The organism is Rhodopila sp. (genome assembly GCF_965277165.1).
Classification (GTDB): domain Bacteria; phylum Pseudomonadota; class Alphaproteobacteria; order Acetobacterales; family Acetobacteraceae; genus Rhodopila.
Genome location: NZ_CBDICE010000006.1, coordinates 163,583 through 179,514, shown reverse-complemented (window position 1 = coordinate 179,514; position 15,932 = coordinate 163,583). Strand labels below are relative to the sequence as shown.

Below are 15,932 nucleotides of genomic sequence, written 5' to 3'. Positions count from 1 at the left end.
CAATGGGGACTGTCTGCATGTCTGTCCTCTCGGTAGCAAGCAGAAAGTGAGGCGGAGCGGCCGTCTGGCGCGGATTCGGGCCGGTCACAGGTATGGCAGCATGAGCCGCGCGCCGGCGTCGCGCAGGGCTTTGGGGAACGGGCGGGCGTCGAGGTCGGCCTGGGTGAGTTCGGGGCCGCGGGCGTGCTGCATGAGTTCGCTCAACCGGGAGGCGAGGTCGGGGTCGTAGACCTCCATGCAGAGTTCGAAGTTCAACCGGAACGAGCGGATGTCCCAGTTGCAGCTGCCGATCAGGCACCACTCGTGGTCCACCACCATCAGCTTGGAGTGATGGAATGGCGGCGGGCTTTGCCAGATCCGCACGCCGTCGGTGAGCAATGGCCCGATATTGGCCTTGGTGGCCCAGTCCACCAGGCTGTGGTTGCTCTTCTGCGGCACCAGCAGCTCGACCGTGACGCCGCGCATCGCGGCCAGGGCCAGGGCGGTGATCAGGCGCTGGTCGGGCAGGAAATAGGGGGTCATCACGGCGATGCTGGCGCGGGCGCAGGCGACGGCCTGGAGCACGGCGAACTCGATCTTTTCCAGGTCCTCATCGGGGCCGGAGTCGATGACCCGAGCCAGCGGACCGTCGCGGGCGGGGATCGGCGGCAGCCAGGTGTCGCCTTCCAGGGTCTCGTCGGTGACGAACGCCCAGTCCTCGGCGAAGGTCTCGGCGAGTTGGGTGACGACCGGGCCGTCGATGCGGAAATGCAGGTCCTGCACCGGCTGGCGGGTGCGGGCGGCCATGACGTTGTCGTCGGCGATGTTCATGCCGCCGGTGAAGCCTGTGGTGCCGTCCAGCAGCAGGACTTTCTTGTGCGAGCGCAGGTTGATGAACGGCATGCGCCAGGGCAGCGTCGAGTGCATGAAGCGGTCGGCGGTGATGCCGCTCTCGCGCAGGCGATGGTAGGCGGGCGAGCGCAGCCAGCCGCCGCCGACGCCGTCGATCAGCACGCGGACGGTGACGCCGCGCGCCTGGGCGTCGGCCAGAGCGGCGATGAAGCGGCCGCCCCAGCGGTCGTCCTGGAAGATATAGGACGACAGGCCGATGCTGACCTTGGCCTCGACGATCGCCTGCAACATGGCGGGATAGGCCTGATCGCCGTTCTGGTAGGCCTGCACCTGGGTCCCGGGCAGCAGCTTGCGGCCGGCGATCCGGCCGTTGCCGCGCTTCAGCGCATCGAGGTCGGCCTCGGCGTCGGGGGCCGGTGCTGGCGATCGGGTGGCGGAATCGCTGTCCTGCGGGCGAAGCTGGCGGGCGCGGCGCCGGACCCGGTTGACGCCGAACATCAGGTAGCTGATGGCGCCGAGGATGGGCGCGAACCAGACCAGGCCGATCCAGCCGACGGCGGAGGCGACCTCGCGCTTGTGCAGCAGGATGTGGATGGTGGCGGCGATGGCGAGCACCAGGCCGATGGTCAGGGTGACGTCGGCGCGCAGGTGCAGCAGACTTTCCCAGAGTTCATTCATGGCGGTGGCGGGATTGGCGGTGGCGGCATTGGTGGCATCGCAGGATGAATAGCCGATTTTCGGGTTGGCCGCGCGCCCGGAAATTGCCTTTCGGCAGGATTGCGGCGGGAGCGGGTCGGTTGAGGAACCGATTTGGGGCGGCGCACGTTCCGGTTCCGACTGAACAGGCGGAGGACATCGTGGACCGGATCAAGATTCTTGACCAATCGTTATGGCATCAGGTGCCTCCGGAGGTGATCGCGGAGGCCGAACGTGCGGCGAAGGAAGCGCCGGTGTGGATTGCTCGCCAGGGCAACGGCCATATCGTGGCGATGGATGGTCCGGGTGATCCGGAAGTGGCGACGGGTGATGTGATGTTCATCGCCGAGGTCGCGCCCAGTCGGGGGTGATGCTTCCGGGGTCGTGGTTCGCTTCGAGGGTTGATTTGGCGGGGCCGAGGCCGGCTGCGGCGCGCGGGTTGATCCCGGCCGGAGCGGCGGCGGTATCGGCTGGGTCGATGGGTTTGGTCAGGGTCCGATGTTCTGGGTCAGGGTCCTGGCTCGGGGCGGTGCAAACGGCAGTGGCGGTTTAGCGGTTCGGCGAGATCGGGGTGCCGAGGTCGCCTGACCTGAGGCGGGGCGGGACGTTGCCGGAGAACAGGTCGGCGGCGGCTTTGGTCAGCACGTCGGCGCGGGCGCGGGCGGCGTCGCGTTCGGCTGGCGGCAGGTCGGCCATGCTGGCGGAGTATTCGTTGGCGACGACGGTCATCGCGGCGCCCCAGAGTTGCTGGAATTCTTCTGCGCTGGGTTCGGCGTCGGCGGCGGCGGGGGTTGGGGTTGCCGGGACTGCCGGGGTCGGGGTGGTTTGGCGGGGGGTTTTGGCGACCGGGGTTGCGGGATCGGCCGAGGTTGCCGGGGTCGGGATTGCCGGCGTTGGGATTGCCGGAGTTGGGATTGCTGGAGTTGGGGCGGCCGCAGCGGAGGTTGGCGCCTGAGCGGCGGCCGCGACGGGAGGCAGCGCGACGGAGGTTGGCGCCGGAGTGGCGATCGCGGCGGGGATTGGCGCCGGATCGGCGATCGCGGCGGGGGCCGGGGCGGCGGGACGGGCGGTGGCGTGGCGGGCCAGCAGCGCCTCACCCTGCTGGCGGACGGCGGCGAGGCGGGCGATCACCTCGGCGTCCTTGCGGTCGGCCTCGGGGTCGGGGATGAGGTCGCGGGTCGGGCTGGGGGCGAGCACCGGGTCGGCGGCTGGGCTGGCGCGGGTGTTTTGCAGCGCCCGCCGGGCGCGGTCGCAGGCGCGGTCCGAGGCATTGGCGCTGGCGCGCAGCCGCAGGGTCATCGCCAGCGGGATATCGTCCGCCATCGACAGGCAGGCGGCGCTGACCGAGGCCAGGCCGTGGGCGACGATCTGGGCGACCGCGATCAGGTCGACGTGGCTGCGGGCGCGGTAGGCGTCGACGGTCTGCAGCGCCGCGATGCGGGCGAAGTCGAGGTTGCCGCGGCAGACCGCGAGGAACATCGGCGCCAGCAGGGTGACGATCAGCTGCAGCAGGATGTCGCCGGGCTGGAAGTCGAGGCTCGACGTCGGGCGTGGTTCGGTTGCGGTGGCGGACATGATGGCCGGGGGTTGTTGGCTGGGGTGTGTTGTAGCGAGGGTGGCGCGGGGTTGTCAAGTAATATTTCCTATACTGTGCTTATAGTCCGCGATTTGGAGCGTATCCTGGGCTCGTTTTCCCGGATTTTGGTCCCGGATTTTGGTCTGGGGAGCGACGGGATCGGTGGGCGGGAATTGGGTCAGATCGGTGCGCGTGGCGGACTCGGCCGGGGCGACGGGTCGATCGCGGCGCATTGCGGCCGGGTGTGTCGGCGGGGTATCGGCCCTCGTCGGCGGTGCCGGTTTGCTCAGCACGGGTCGTGGGTGGCCGGGCCATACCTGGCCATGACGCAGGAGGGCGGCCTGGGGACACCGTCGAGCTGGGACCTTGGCGGCGGCGCTGGGGTGGAGCGGGCGCGGCGTGCCCGGGCGGATTTTCAGGCGACGCGGCGGGGCTGTCAATGCAAAGTAGAGATGTCCCCTGACTCCCCAAAGTTAAAATGTCCCCTGTGGGCTGGGCGGGGGGTGGGCACCGGTCAAGCGTTAGTCCAATCGCGGTGTTGGAGCGGTGGGTAAGTGGCCCGCTGGAGTGATCGTTGAGAATCGGGCGCAAGCGGGCCACTTATCCACGGCTGCGGCGGCTGTTACGCGGGCTGTACTCACCCCGGGACGGTTTCAACCGCGGCGTTGGGGATGTGCCGCGCAGCGATCATTGCGTCGATCCGGGCATCGATGGTCTTGCCGTCCACCGCCGGGGCGGGCATGGCATAGCGGGCATAGGCCGTTACCGGCAGGATCCGGTCTTTGTAATGCACCCTCAGCGCACCGTCGGGAAAGTGATGCAGCGTCACCTTCGCGCCGCGCAGCGCGGTGCCAGGCCCGGGTGTCTTGACGCAATACATCGTCCCGCCGGAGCGGAAGGTCAGCGCCTTCGACAGCACCCGCTGCTCGCGCCGTGCCAGTTCGTCGTCCAACGCTTGCGCGGTCTTCGTCCACGGCCGGTGCGCCGAAGCCGGGTCGCGCGGCGGCACCGCAAACTTTGCGTTGAAGCGCGCCATGAACGCCGGCGCGAAGCCATTCGCCGCCTCGATCGAGCCAATGCCGGCCAAACGCATCTCCTTGACCAGCCGGTCCTGCAGGGTCTGGTTGGCGCGCTCGACACGACCCTTGGCCTGCGGGGTCAGCGCATGGATCGGCTCGATCCCAAGCCGATCCGCCACCCGTCCGAACTCGGTCTTGCCGTCGCCGCTCGTGGCGTCCTTAGCGTTGATCCGGAAGATGCCGTGCCGGTCGGAGTAGAACGCCAGCGGCCGGCCATGGTCCAGCACGTGGCCGCGCAGCGCCGCCAGATAGGCCGCCGTCGTCTCCGCCGGGGCGAAGCGTAGCGCGGTCAGCCGGCCGCTGGCGTCGTCGATGAACACGATCAGCGCACAGCGCGGCCCGCGCCGCTCGAACCAGTGGTGCGCACTGCCGTCGATCTGGATCAACTCGCCAAACCGCGGACGCCGCTGGCGGAGCTGAAACACCCGCCTGGCCCGGCGGCGCTTGGGCCGCCACAGGCCAAGGCCGATCTGCATCTGGCGGATCGTCTCTGCCGAAACGACGATCCCGTCCAACTCCAGCAGCTTCTCCGCCGCCAGCGTCGCGCCGAAGTCGGGGTATTTGTCCCTCAGCAGCGTCGCGATACGACCGCGCAGCGCCGCCGACATCCGGTTGTTCGATGGCCGGCCGCGCTGATGCGAAACCAGACCCGCGTCGCCCTCAGTCTTCGCCTTACGCACCAAGCGCTTGAATTGGCGGACACTGAGGCCAACGCGCTCCGCTGCTTCAGCCTGGCCCAACCGACATTCGATCGACTGGCGCACCCAATAGGCGCGATCGCGCTCCGCCTGCGTCATCCACAACCCCGTCTCGGCCATTGCGTCCCCAAGCATGCGCAAAAGGGGACATTCTAACTTTGGACGGAGGGGACATTCCTACTTGGGGCTAACAGCGACGCGGCGGGGCTGGACGCTGCGGCCGCCGACGCCGACCATGGCGGGGCGTGCGGCCTCGATTTGGGGCAGAACGCGGCGCCCTTTGCGGAAGCGCTCGGCCAGCGTGGTGGCGGTCGCGGGGACGCCGTTGACGGCGAGAATGGATGGCGTGGCGGCGATCTGGTCGTGCTCATGCGGAGAGTGCAGCGGTTGGGGTGGTGGGGGCTGGGCCTCGCATGGCGCCGCCGCTGAGGGCGAATTTATCGCGGGGATTGCCGAAGCGGCGCAGCACCGTGTCCTTTCGGGTCAGCGGTTCGATCACGTGGCGACCACCAGGGCGACCACCGGGATGAAGCAGCCTCGGGGCGCATGGCTGATGGCCTCGGCGTTGCGGTCGGCGTGATTGCCGGATTGGAGATGGGCCCGGGCTTGATGCCCTGCCCCGGCGTGGCAGAGTGGCGCGATGGCTGATCCGATCGAGACTTGGCTGGCGCGGGACCCGGACCTTGAACACGACCCTCTGCCTGGGATGCGGCGGGCCGGATTGCTGGAGCCGGTGGCGGATTATGCCGCCATCGGTCGGGGCAAGGCGGTGCTGGTCGAGCGCACCGGGCGCTTGGGCATCGGCGGCGTCTGGGGCGGGCGGCAACTGGTGTTCCGCCATTTCCTGGGCGGTTTCGGCAGCGCGGCGCAGCAAGCGGCATGGAGCGGGCGGGCGCTTTCGGTGGCGATTTCGGAACCGGAGGTGGGGGCGCACCCGAAATTGCTGAGCACACGGGCCGAGGTGGTGGGGCAAGGCTTCCGGATCAGCGGGCGGAAGGCCTGGGTGAGCGATGGGCCGTCGGCGGATGCGATCATCGTATTCGCGATCACTGGGCAGGATCGGGGGCGCAAGCGCTACAGCGCGTTTTTGGTGCCCAGCGACACGCCCGGGCTGGGGTTCGAGGAAATGGCGGGGTTTCATGCGCTGCGGCCGTCTCGGCACTGTCTGCTGACACTGGAGGGGGCCGTGGTCCCGGCCGCGGCGATGCTGGGGGCGGAGGGCGGCGCCTATGAGGCGATGGCGCTGCCGTTCCGCGATATCGAGGACGCGGTTGGCACGTTCGGCACGCTGGGAGCGCTGCGGCACGCGGTGGGGTTGTTTGCCGGGGCCGGCGGGGCGACGCAGGCCGCGGGGCGGGGAACGGCGCCTTTGGCGGCGGCGGGGCCAGGGTCGGCGGCGGGGCCAGGGGCGGCTGAGATTGGCGCCGAGCTGGGGGCGATCGTGGCGCTTGTTGCGGTGTTGCAGGCCGGTGCGGAGGCGGTGGTCGGCAGGCTGGACTCCGGGCCGATGCGGACTGGCGAGGCGACGCTGGTGGGTCTGCGCATCCTGGCGATCGAGATCCTCGGGCGGGTGCGGGCGCAGGCCCTGATGCTGGCGCCGGGGGTCAGGGATCGGCTGGCGGGGCTGCTGGCGGACCTGGACGCCACGTTGTCGATCGCCCGCGGCGCCAGGCTGGCGCGGCAGGTTCGGCTGGGCGAGGCGGCGCTTCGGGGCGGGGCGGCGGGTGGCGGGACTGGGAGCGGCGGGACTGGGAGCGGCGGGACTGGGAGCGGCGGGACTGTGGGCGGGTGACGCTGACCCGCTGCCATTGGGCGGAGAACGCTGATGCCCGGATGCAGGCATACCACGACGCCGAATGGGGCGTGCCGCGGCATGACGATCGCGCGTTGTTCGAACTGTTGACGCTGGAGGGGGCTCAGGCCGGGCTGTCGTGGCGCACGGTTCTGGCGCGGCGGGAGGCGTATCGCGAGGCCTATCATGGTTTCGACATCGAGCTTGTGGCAGCGATGGGGGGTGCCGAGTTGGACGGCCTGGTTGCGGAGTCGGGGCTGATCCGCAACCGGCTGAAGATCTATTCGGTGCGCGACAATGCCGCCGCCGCGCTGGCAGCGATCGCAGGCTTCGGCAGCCTGGACCGGTATTTGTGGTCGTTCGTCGGCGGCCAGCCGATCCGCAACGGCTGGACCGAGCGCGGGCAGGTGCCGGCGACCTCGGCGCTGTCGGATGCGATGAGCAAGGCGCTGAAGCGGGCGGGCTTCCGTTTTGTCGGGTCCACCATATGCTATGCGTTCATGCAGGCGAGCGGGATGGTGGACGACCACATGCGGAGCTGCTTCCGGCACCGCCCAGACGGGCAAGCCCAGGAGTGAACCCGATACGCAATAACCGAGGAAGTCCGGCGCCTGGTCGACACCCGTCAGGACGACTGATCGCATTGTCCGACCCGAGCTGGGAGATGCCAGAGCTGTGCTACACCGAGGTCCGATTGTGCGCCGGACATACCGCGATGCTGGAGGCGAGGCGGTTCCGGTGAGCCGAGAAGTGGCCGCCATTCCGACGGGGATGACGGGTGAGGTGGGCGAAGGCGGCCCAGTCATTGCCATACTGGGTGAATACGACAGCTTACCCGGACCGTCGCAAGAAGCTGGCCTCACCGGTTGGGCGGTTTCGGCGTCGCCGACCTGCACCGCCGCGCCGCTGCTGCCGGGCGCGAACCGCGCGGCCTGATCGTCGCTTACCTTCCACAGCTTCTTGGTCACCTGCATTGCGCCGGTCCGCGCGGCGTGACTTGGGCCGTCGTGGAGCACATCCGGGACCGAGTCCGCTGTTGGACCGTGGCGGCGCCGTTGTGCGGGGCGGTGGCGCTGACGAAGTGCGTCGTCGTGGGTGTGGCCAACAGATCACACAAGCGGGCGCCCGCCGCGACGCGGACGCCCTTTATGTGTGAGCGGAGAGGCCCCGCCTAGGCTGTCAGGCGGATTTGCTGGCCGGCCGGCGACCAACCAGGCCCAGACCGAAGATGCCGGTTCCGAGCAGGGCCAGCGACATCGGCTCGGGAACCGGCGTGGACTTCGGATCCTGCACGTCCTTGAAGGTGGCGCCGATCTGTACCGAATCGGTGGTGCCGAACGTCGTCGGCATCGTGACGGGGGTCAAAGTGACATTCAGGATGGCTCCATCGGCAAAGGTAATTGTCCCTGGGTTGTTCCAGGTAATGTTGCCGGAGGCGAGATCGAAAAGCCCGAAGAACGCTATGTCTTCGGTCCCGGAGCCTTGGACGTTGCCGTTGCCGTCCGACGGCTGGGTGAAGTTGAAGTTGACCTCGATGTTGTCGGTGCCGCTATTGGAGAAGACGTTCGAGTCCTTTGCGGTAATCGTCATCAGGTCGTTGATAGAGTTGCTGTGGCCGGCGCTGGTTGTGAAATTGATCGGGCTGTCGCTTGTGCCGGTGAAATTCACCGAGTTGGATGAGCCGGAGCCGAGGTCAGTGAAAGAGTCGGTGCCGACGAACGTCGTGGCATGGGCTGCCCCGGCGGTAAGCAGCAGGGCAGCTACCATGCCGCCCAGAAACCGAGTATGCTTCGTTATTGTGTGCATCGTTATTCTCCTGTTCGTGCGCCTTCCGGGCGCGCAAGCTGGTGCGGAAGCAAGGCCAATGCCACTTCAGATCTATGGGATATATCAATCTCTTAGTTAAGAGATGACGGGGTACAGGGCCCGATTGTGTAAGGTTCTCCGACACACGCTTTCCGGCGCTTGCCGGTGCGGCCTTGTCAATCAACCGAAGGGCAGGCTCATCCGCGTCGTAACGAATGGATGGGCACTGTCGAGCCGGCTCCATGATGGGTAAGAAGGATATTCATATTCTGTGCGCGACAATGCTCGTGCCGCGCTGGCGGCGATCGCGCGGCAGGGCGCCCTCAACTGCTATCGGTGGTCGTTCGTTGGCGATACACCGATCTGCAACCACTGGACTGAGCGAGGCAGGGTATCGGCGACGACCGCGAAATCCGACCTGATGAGCAAGGCCCTGAGGCGCGACGGCTTCCGTTTCGTCGGTTCCACCCTATGCTGCGCGGCCATGCAGGCGAGCTGTATGGTGGACGATCACCTGCGGCATTGTTTCCGGCACAGCCCAGATTGGCACACCCAGGAGTGACCCGATGCGCAATACCGAAGAGATCTGGACGTTGATCGATGCCCAGCAGGACGATTTTATCGCGCTGTCGGACCGGGTGTGGGGGATGCCGGAGCTTTGCTACACCGAGTTCCGGTCCTGCGCCGAACACACGGCGATGCTGGAGGCGAAGGGGTTCCGGGTCAGTCGCGAGGTGGCCGGGATTCCGACCGCGGTGATGGGCGAGGCCGGCGAGGATGGTCCGGTGATCGCCATCCTGGGGGAGTATGACGCCCTGCCCGGGCTGTCCCAGGAGGCCGGGGTGGCGGAGCAGAGGCCGCTGCCGGGCGCGGGGTTCGGGCATGGCTGCGGGCATAACCTGCTGGGGTCGGCATCGCTGCTGGCGGCGACGGCGGTGAAGAATTTTCTCCACGCCAACGGTTTGAAGGGGCGGGTGCGGTATTATGGCTGCCCGGCCGAGGAAGGTGGCGCGGCGAAGGGGTTCATGGCTCGGGCCGGGGTGTTCAGCGATGTTGATGTGGCGATCTCGTGGCATCCGTCGTCGTTCTCCGGGGTCAATCCGGCGCACTCGCTGGCCAATACGCGGATCGATTTTGCGTTCCAGGGGCGGGCTTCGCATGCCGCGGCGTCGCCTCATTTGGGGCGCAGCGCGCTGGACGCGGTGGAGCTGATGAGCGTGGGGGTGAACTACATGCGCGAGCACATGCCGTCGGATGCGCGGGTTCACGCGGCAATCCTGGATGCCGGCGGGGTGGCGCCGAACGTGGTGCAGGCGTTCGCCAAGGTGCGCTACCTGGTGCGGGCGGCGACGCTGCCGGAGTTGTCGGCGCTGATCGGGCGGGTGCGCAAGATTGCCGATGGGGCGGCGCTGATGACGGAGACCAAGGTGACGGCCGAAGTGGTCAGCGCGGTGTCGAACCTGCTGGCGAACCGGCCGCTGGAGCAGGCGATGCAGGACAATCTGGACCGCATCGGGCCGCCGCCGTTCGATGACGCCGATCGCGCCGCGGCGGCGGAATTCCAGGCGACGCTGACGGAGGAGGATATCGCGGCGGCGTATCGCCGGGCGGGGATGGCGGTGAAGCCTGGCACTGCGTTATGCGATGAGATCGTGGCGGCGGATGCGCGGCCGCATGGCGGTGTGGGATCGACCGATGTGGGGGATGTGAGCTGGGTGGTGCCAACGGTGCAGGCCAGGGGGGCGACGTATGCGATCGGGACGCCGGGGCATTCGTGGCAGTTGACGGCTCAGGGCAAGATGGCGGCGGCGCACAAGGGGCTGGTGCATGTGGCGAAGGTAATGGCGGGCACGGCGCTGGACGTGATGCGGGACGAGACGCTGCTGGCGCGGGCGAAGGCGGATCATCAGGCGCGGGTGGGACGGACGCCTTATGTCTGTCCGTTGCCGGCGGAGTTGGATCCGCCGGTCGGGATGTCGGCTTGAGCGCGCCGGACAAGGCTGGGTCCATTAATTTGGAGTAACGGGTATTCTCAAGGCGGCAGCTTACGGTTCGGCCCGGCGTGACGCGGATCCACCGTCGTGGTCCGGTCGCGCCGAAGCAGGCCGTTGGTCCACCCGGGCGATGATCTCGTCGACCTTCGACAGGAAAAGCCGAAGCAGCGGTGAGGTGTTCGACTTATGGTAGCCGAGAACAAGGTCCACCGAGGGGGCCTCGCCGGTCAATCGCCGGCTGGTTACCGAGGCTGGGAGGAAGCTGAGCGCGTAGATTGGGAGCAAGGTCACGCCACGGGTTGAGGCCACGAGCGAAATCGCCATCGAAAGGTAGTCGACCTCGTGCGCCGGTGTCAGATTGATGCCACGACGGCGGAGGTAGGCCTCGATGATCCCTCGTACGACCGGGGACGTATCTGATATTCCAACAAACGTTTCCGCTGCCAAGTCGCAGGGCGATATCGTTTCTTGCTTCGCAAGACGGTGATCGCTTGGCAGCACCACCACCAGCGGTTCCTGTCGCAGAAGTCGATAGTCGAGATCAGGGGTTTCTGTTTCGCGCCTGAGGAAGGCGATATCTAGTTTGCGGCTGACGAGAGCATCGGCGAGGGCGGGAGAATGATTGCTTGAGATGGTGACTTCGATGTTCGGCAATTCGTCGCGGAGAATACGCATCGCCTCTCCGAGCCATTCGAGTTCGTGTCCGCTGAGGAAGCCGACGGCGAAGCTTTTCTTGTCGGTCTGAGCCGCCTGCAGCGCGGCGTGCCTGGCCGCGTCGACCTGCGCCAGGGCGAGGCGAGCATGGTCAAGGAACGCTCGGCCGGCCGCTGTCAGCTCGGTGCCGCGTGCGCTGCGAACCAGCAGTGTCGCACCGACCTCGAGCTCCAGATCACGAATCTGACGGCTCAGCGATGGCTGCGCGGTATGCAGCCGGCGTTCGGCGGCAAGGGTCAGGCTGCCCGCCTCGGCAACGGCAACGAAGTAACGCAGGTGGCGAAGCTCCATGGCGGCGATGCCTCGCAGGTATGGCGGCCAACCTACAAAGTCTTTTTCAACATCTCCAGCGGCGCCCAGATCCTGGCTGACGCCGGCGATCGGGGCACCTGAGGTCCGCACCGTCAGCGGCATGGCGCTGATTTGGGTGCTGCCGGCACCGTTCCAACATGGGGTAAGCAGATGGACAAAGCCAGTTATTCTGATCACCGGGGCGTTGACCGGGATCGGCCGCGCGGCGGCGATTGCCTTTGCCGAGGAGGGCAGCAGCGTGATGGTCGCGGGGCGCCATCAGGGAGCGGGCGAGGCTCTGGCGGCGGAGCTGCGCGGTTTTGGCACGGAAGCCGATTTCATTGCGGCCGACGTGCGGCGTGAGGACGATGTCCGCGATCTGGTGGATCGAACGGTGTCTCGCTTCGGCCGGCTGGACGCGGCCGTCAACAACGCGGGGACCGAAGGCCGGCCCGGGCCGCTGACGGAACAGAGCGCGGAGAGCTACGCCGCCACTTTCGATACCAACGTCCTTGGCACGTTGCTCAGTCTGAAGCACGAGCTGCGCGTCATGCAGGCACAAGGGAGCGGCAGCATCGTGAACATCTCTTCGACCTATGGTCATGAGGGCGCCGCCGGCGCTTCGATGTACGTCGGCAGCAAGCACGCGGTCGAGGGGATCACCAAGTCCGCCGCCCTGGAAGCCGCGCGCTTTGGGGTGCGGGTAAACGCCGTGGCGCCTGGTCCGACCGAGACGGGAATGCTGAACCGCTTCACCGGCACGGCGGACCGGAAGGCAGCGCTGCTAGGGGGTGTGCCGCTGGGTCGCATCGGCCGGCCCGAAGAGATCGCCCGAGTGATCCTGTTTCTGGCCTCCGGGCAGGCATCATTCATTACCGGCCAGGTGATGACCGCCGACGGCGGCAAGACCGCAGGCTGACACGAACACCGCCTGGGGCGGCGGCGCGACCATCCACCTTGCATGAGGTCGCCGGCAGGCGAGGCGCCGGCGGCATCATGTGTCGCCGCGATCCAGAGTGCGACGCCGCCGCAGCCTGTACCGATATCCCCCATTGCGATCCATGGCCCAAAACGCCAACCTGCGGGGCGACCAGGCAATGGCCGCTGGGACGGACCGATGCGTGGCATGGCCAGTCCAGGCGCGCCTCCGATACCGTCGCGGGGGCTGATCAGCGAGCCCGCGATGGCCGAGGCGACCCGGAGCAACGAGGCCGGCAACCAAGCGGCGGGCGCCCTGGTCCGCTACTTTGTCGCCCAGGGTGTTGGCCTGGTGGACCACATCCCCACCTGCCGTTGGGTGGTGCCGGGGTTCATGACCGGGTCCACCGAGGCGCTGGAGGAGATGGCGCGGTTATCCGAAACGGGAGAGTGAGATGGCGACACGGCTGAACGAGAGCGAGCGGGGCAAGCTGGGGACCACGGTTCCAGGATGGGCACCGGCGATCGACCGCGATGCGATCCGGCGGGATTTCAAATTCGCCGACTTCAGCGCGGCTTGGGGGTTCATGACCCGCGTGGCGATGGCGGCCGAGAAGTTGGACCACCACCCGGATTGGGGCAACACGTGGAACACGGTCCGGATCGAACTATCGACCCACGATGCCGGCGGATTGTCGGATAAGGATGTGCAACTGGCTCAGGCGATCAATCAAATCCTGGGTTGATGGACGGGCTCGGGTTTCCTGAACGGACTTCGCTGGTGCGCCGAGCGGCGGCCAGGTTGTGTCTGCGGCACGGCTGGGCGCCGCTGCACGAGGTGCGGTTGGGGAATGGGCGGCGGGCGGATATCCTGGCGCTGCAGCCGGGGGGCGGATTTGTCTGCATCGAGGTGAAGTCGGGTCTGCGGGACTATCTGAGCGATGCCAAGTGGCTGGAGTATCAGCCGTTTTGCGATCAGTTCTTCTTTGCGGTGGATGCCGATTTTCCGTCTGGCGTGCTGCCGGCCGAGACCGGCCTGATCGTCTGTGCCGGACGCGAGGCGGAGGTGTTGCGCGAGCCGATGTGCGTGCGGCTGGCTGCGGGCCGGCGCAAGGCGATGTTGGAGCGCTTTGCCTGGCTGGCGGCGGGGCGGCTGGCGGCGTTGGAGGACCCGATGGGGGTGGCGGACCTGGCGTTGGGGTTGAGCGAGGATTGATGGTTTGGGCGGCGATGGTCGCCGCTATCCCGGGCGGCGGTGTTTCCGTGGACGACGTTGCAGACCTGCATTGTGCATTTGATCCGCAACAGCCTTGATTACGCCAGGTCGAAGGACCGTAAACCGCTGGCGGCGTTGCGTCCGATCTATGCCGCCAGTGCGGCGATTGCCGTTGCGTCGCTGGACGCGTTCGAGGCGGGTGAATGGGGGCGGAAATTCCCGACCGTGGGGGCGGCCTGGTGGGGCGGACCTGGGACCAGGTGATCCGGTTCTTTGCCTTTCCGCCCGAGATCAGGCGCGTGATCCAGACCACCAATGCGGTTGAAAGCGTGAATGCCAGACGGCGGACAATCATCAAGACGCGGGGTCATTTTCCCCGTGACGATGCGGCCCGCAAGCTGATCTGGCTGGCGTTGCGCACTATCGCCGCCGGCTAGGGCAGCGCGGCGCATCATTGGAAGGAGGCGATGAACCCGCTCGCGATCCTCTACGCGGAGCGCTTCACGCGGGAGGGTTGATGAGGTGGCCCCAGGCAACACCGCGCCACGCCTGGCCGAAGCTTGGCGTCGTGCTCAACCCGATCAAATTGTGGGTCCTCGCCAGGCTCGCCCCGGCGAGGTTGCGCGTGGCTGCGGTGCCGCCGCAAGCGGCGAATTTGACCGGGCCTGCGCGCGACTGCCGATGCGATCGCCAGGTCGGGACGGAGGAATCGGCGCTTCGATCGAACCCAAAAACGTGGATCAAGAACGTCGTGGCAGCTTGCCGAGGAGGGTCATTCCGTCCGTTACCGTTAGCGATCCAACGATGGGTAAGGGTGAGACCGAAAACGCCTCATACACAGTGGTCCTGGACATTGACCGTTGCCCACTCCCTGGTGCGATGGATCGGATTCGATCTGAATCATTCACCAGCCAATTCCAGGACTTGGCGCACGCCCCGAGGATCGCCTCGTAGCTGTCCCAGACGCAGCCGGAGAGTTTGTTGGCATGAAGGTGGTCTCGGACATTCTCCATCGGGTTGAGTTCCGGGGCGTAGGGCGGCAGCGCCAACACCACGATCTTGTCGGGCAGCCTGATCTCGGCGAGGTGGAGGTTGAGGAGTGAAGCATCCGGCGGCCATGCGTCAGACCATGATCGCGCAACGCCGCCAGGTAGGCTGCACCCGGCCCCACCGGCGCGAACCGCAGCGTCGTCAGCCGCCCGGTTGCGTCGTCGATGAACACAATCAGCGTGCAGCGCGGACCATGCCCCTCGAACCAATCGTGCGGACCGCCGTCGATCTGGATCAGTTCGCCCAACCGCGGCTGGCATTGACGCAACTGGAACACGCGCCGCGCCCGGCGCGTCTTCGGCCGCCATAGCCCAAGGCCGATCTGGATCCGCCGCACCGTCTCGACCGAGACTTTGATGGCGTCCAACTCCCGCGGCTTTTCCGCCGCCAGGGAGGCACCGAAATCCACATACTTCGGTCGCAGAAGAGCCTCGATACGACCACGCGTCCGCTCGCTGATGCGACGATGTGACGGATACCCGCGGTGACGCAAAACCAACCCCATGTGGTCCTCGATCCGCCAACCACGCAGCCAGGCGTTTGAACTGACGCACGCCAATCCCCAACCGCTCCGCAGCCTCGCGCTGGCTCAGTTCACCCCGCACCGCCTGCCGCACCAGGCACGCCCGCTTCCGCTCCGAAGCACTCATCGCCAGAACCCAGCCGGACACGCCGCCCCCCATTCGAACCACGCTCGAATGGGGACATTCTAATGTTGCACGGAATGGACATTCCTATGTTGGGCTGACACATTGGGTTGCGGGCGCTTGCGTTGGGGGGTTAATCTGCTTAACAGGCGGTTTCGGATCAGAGTGCGGGCGTAGCTCAGGGGTAGAGCACAACCTTGCCAAGGTTGGGGTCGAGGGTTCGAATCCCTTCGCCCGCTCCAAAATCTCTTAGAGATTTGAAGTTGATAAGAACGGCCCTTCGGGGCCGTTTTTGCTTACCTAGTCTCCGGATAAATGCTGGGTAAGCGAGAGGTAAACGCGCGGAGGGCGATTTCTGGCGGGAGATCCCCGACGGCTGGCATCAGACCTGCGGGTCATCCGCCAGAGAAGCAAGATTCGCATCTGCTGGTGTGGGAGGAACGGCTCCGCTGCGCCCAATGCACACGTGCGAGAGGCGGCACAGCCAATGGATGGCGCTTACCCAAAGTCCCTCCGGGCGCGGGTAAGCGGTCCTGGTAAGCCGCCAGCCAGAGCGGTCAGGTAGTTGTGGCATCTTGGCCGTTGACCGTTGCCCTCCGAAGCCGAAGGTCACAGGTTCGAGTC

General features: G+C 66.9%; 17 protein-coding genes, 1 tRNA gene and 1 pseudogene. 13 read left to right on the top strand and 6 right to left on the bottom strand.

Annotated elements, in window-relative coordinates; all coding sequences use genetic code 11:
• Positions 1-84: 84 nt before the first annotated feature.
• Complete coding sequence (locus tag ACQY4Y_RS12515; RefSeq protein ID WP_428490944.1) at positions 85-1,509, bottom strand: phospholipase D-like domain-containing protein; 1,425 nt, start codon at positions 1,507-1,509, stop codon at positions 85-87.
• Between the two features lie 119 nt (positions 1,510-1,628).
• Between ACQY4Y_RS12515 and ACQY4Y_RS12510 the strand changes: the two genes are divergently transcribed.
• Entirely contained in the window at positions 1,629-1,898 is a 270-nt protein-coding gene (locus ACQY4Y_RS12510; protein ID WP_428490943.1) for a hypothetical protein, read from the top strand.
• Positions 1,899-2,076: 178 nt separating this feature from the next.
• Here the strand turns inward: ACQY4Y_RS12510 and ACQY4Y_RS12505 are convergent, their stop codons facing one another.
• Both ACQY4Y_RS12505 and ACQY4Y_RS12500 read right to left on the bottom strand, forming a co-directional pair.
• Positions 2,077-3,102: a hypothetical protein gene (locus tag ACQY4Y_RS12505; protein WP_428490942.1), complete on the bottom strand. Its 1,026-nt coding sequence runs from the start codon at positions 3,100-3,102 to the stop codon at positions 2,077-2,079.
• A 638-nt stretch (positions 3,103-3,740) separates the two neighbouring features.
• Entirely contained in the window at positions 3,741-5,015 is a 1,275-nt protein-coding gene (locus tag ACQY4Y_RS12500; protein WP_428489471.1) for an ISNCY family transposase, read from the bottom strand.
• A 145-nt stretch (positions 5,016-5,160) separates the two neighbouring features.
• On the opposite strand from ACQY4Y_RS12500, the gene ACQY4Y_RS12495 reads away from it, so the two are divergent.
• From ACQY4Y_RS12495 to ACQY4Y_RS12480, 4 genes are all read left to right on the top strand, one after another.
• Positions 5,161-5,460, top strand: a complete 300-nt coding sequence (locus ACQY4Y_RS12495) for a hypothetical protein (RefSeq protein ID WP_428490941.1) — start codon at positions 5,161-5,163, stop codon at positions 5,458-5,460.
• 60 nt (positions 5,461-5,520) lie between these two features.
• Positions 5,521-6,672: an acyl-CoA dehydrogenase family protein gene (locus ACQY4Y_RS12490; protein ID WP_428490940.1), complete on the top strand. Its 1,152-nt coding sequence runs from the start codon at positions 5,521-5,523 to the stop codon at positions 6,670-6,672.
• Entirely contained in the window at positions 6,669-7,250 is a 582-nt protein-coding gene (locus tag ACQY4Y_RS12485) for a DNA-3-methyladenine glycosylase I (protein WP_428490939.1), read from the top strand. The genes ACQY4Y_RS12490 and ACQY4Y_RS12485 overlap by 4 nt, the downstream gene beginning before the upstream one ends.
• Positions 7,251-7,410: 160 nt before the next feature.
• Positions 7,411-7,608: a hypothetical protein gene (locus tag ACQY4Y_RS12480; protein ID WP_428490938.1), complete on the top strand. Its 198-nt coding sequence runs from the start codon at positions 7,411-7,413 to the stop codon at positions 7,606-7,608.
• A 243-nt stretch (positions 7,609-7,851) separates the two neighbouring features.
• Here the strand turns inward: ACQY4Y_RS12480 and ACQY4Y_RS12475 are convergent, their stop codons facing one another.
• Complete coding sequence (locus ACQY4Y_RS12475) at positions 7,852-8,340, bottom strand: PEP-CTERM sorting domain-containing protein (protein WP_428490937.1); 489 nt, start codon at positions 8,338-8,340, stop codon at positions 7,852-7,854.
• A gap of 409 nt (positions 8,341-8,749) precedes the next feature.
• Here ACQY4Y_RS12475 and ACQY4Y_RS12470 point away from each other — a divergent pair, with 409 nt between their 5' ends.
• On the top strand, positions 8,750-9,040 hold the full coding sequence (locus tag ACQY4Y_RS12470) for a DNA-3-methyladenine glycosylase I (RefSeq protein WP_428490936.1): 291 nt from the start codon (positions 8,750-8,752) through the stop codon (positions 9,038-9,040).
• A 4-nt stretch (positions 9,041-9,044) separates the two neighbouring features.
• Complete coding sequence (locus ACQY4Y_RS12465; protein WP_428490935.1) at positions 9,045-10,463, top strand: M20 family metallopeptidase; 1,419 nt, start codon at positions 9,045-9,047, stop codon at positions 10,461-10,463.
• 60 nt (positions 10,464-10,523) lie between these two features.
• On the opposite strand, the gene ACQY4Y_RS12460 is transcribed toward ACQY4Y_RS12465, so the two are convergent.
• Complete coding sequence (locus tag ACQY4Y_RS12460; RefSeq protein WP_428490934.1) at positions 10,524-11,675, bottom strand: LysR family transcriptional regulator; 1,152 nt, start codon at positions 11,673-11,675, stop codon at positions 10,524-10,526.
• Between the two features lie 7 nt (positions 11,676-11,682).
• Between ACQY4Y_RS12460 and ACQY4Y_RS12455 the strand changes: the two genes are divergently transcribed.
• The 5 genes and pseudogenes from ACQY4Y_RS12455 to ACQY4Y_RS12435 form a co-directional block, all read left to right on the top strand.
• Positions 11,683-12,396 carry an SDR family NAD(P)-dependent oxidoreductase gene (locus tag ACQY4Y_RS12455; RefSeq protein WP_428490933.1) on the top strand — a complete coding sequence of 238 codons (714 nt, stop codon included), beginning with the start codon at positions 11,683-11,685 and terminating at the stop codon, positions 12,394-12,396.
• 198 nt (positions 12,397-12,594) lie between these two features.
• On the top strand, positions 12,595-12,849 hold the full coding sequence (locus ACQY4Y_RS12450) for a hypothetical protein (RefSeq protein WP_428490932.1): 255 nt from the start codon (positions 12,595-12,597) through the stop codon (positions 12,847-12,849).
• 1 nt (position 12,850) lies between these two features.
• A complete protein-coding gene (locus tag ACQY4Y_RS12445) occupies positions 12,851-13,141 on the top strand; it encodes a 4a-hydroxytetrahydrobiopterin dehydratase (protein ID WP_428490931.1) in 291 nt (96 codons plus the stop codon).
• Complete coding sequence (locus ACQY4Y_RS12440; protein ID WP_428490930.1) at positions 13,141-13,611, top strand: MmcB family DNA repair protein; 471 nt, start codon at positions 13,141-13,143, stop codon at positions 13,609-13,611. Before ACQY4Y_RS12445 ends, ACQY4Y_RS12440 begins: the two co-directional genes overlap by 1 nt.
• A gap of 30 nt (positions 13,612-13,641) precedes the next feature.
• A pseudogene (locus tag ACQY4Y_RS12435) lies at positions 13,642-14,129 on the top strand (transposase); the annotation flags it as partial.
• 386 nt (positions 14,130-14,515) lie between these two features.
• On the opposite strand, the gene ACQY4Y_RS12430 reads toward ACQY4Y_RS12435, so the two are convergent.
• Positions 14,516-15,166: a hypothetical protein gene (locus tag ACQY4Y_RS12430; RefSeq protein WP_428490929.1), complete on the bottom strand. Its 651-nt coding sequence runs from the start codon at positions 15,164-15,166 to the stop codon at positions 14,516-14,518.
• 309 nt (positions 15,167-15,475) lie between these two features.
• On the opposite strand from ACQY4Y_RS12430, the gene ACQY4Y_RS12425 reads away from it, so the two are divergent.
• Positions 15,476-15,550: transfer RNA gene (locus ACQY4Y_RS12425), tRNA-Gly, on the top strand.
• Positions 15,551-15,932 lie beyond the last annotated feature (382 nt).

Coding starts and splice junctions, on each gene's coding strand:
- ACQY4Y_RS12490 (WP_428490940.1), top strand. CDS start 5,521: ATGGCTGATCCGATCGAGACTTGGCTGGCGCGGGACCCGGACCTTGAA.
- ACQY4Y_RS12465 (WP_428490935.1), top strand. CDS start 9,045: ATGCGCAATACCGAAGAGATCTGGACGTTGATCGATGCCCAGCAGGAC.
- ACQY4Y_RS12440 (WP_428490930.1), top strand. CDS start 13,141: ATGGACGGGCTCGGGTTTCCTGAACGGACTTCGCTGGTGCGCCGAGCG.
- ACQY4Y_RS12450 (WP_428490932.1), top strand. CDS start 12,595: ATGCGTGGCATGGCCAGTCCAGGCGCGCCTCCGATACCGTCGCGGGGG.
- ACQY4Y_RS12445 (WP_428490931.1), top strand. CDS start 12,851: ATGGCGACACGGCTGAACGAGAGCGAGCGGGGCAAGCTGGGGACCACG.
- ACQY4Y_RS12515 (WP_428490944.1), bottom strand. CDS start 1,509: ATGAATGAACTCTGGGAAAGTCTGCTGCACCTGCGCGCCGACGTCACC.
- ACQY4Y_RS12430 (WP_428490929.1), bottom strand. CDS start 15,166: ATGGGGTTGGTTTTGCGTCACCGCGGGTATCCGTCACATCGTCGCATC.
- ACQY4Y_RS12505 (WP_428490942.1), bottom strand. CDS start 3,102: ATGTCCGCCACCGCAACCGAACCACGCCCGACGTCGAGCCTCGACTTC.
- ACQY4Y_RS12500 (WP_428489471.1), bottom strand. CDS start 5,015: ATGCTTGGGGACGCAATGGCCGAGACGGGGTTGTGGATGACGCAGGCG.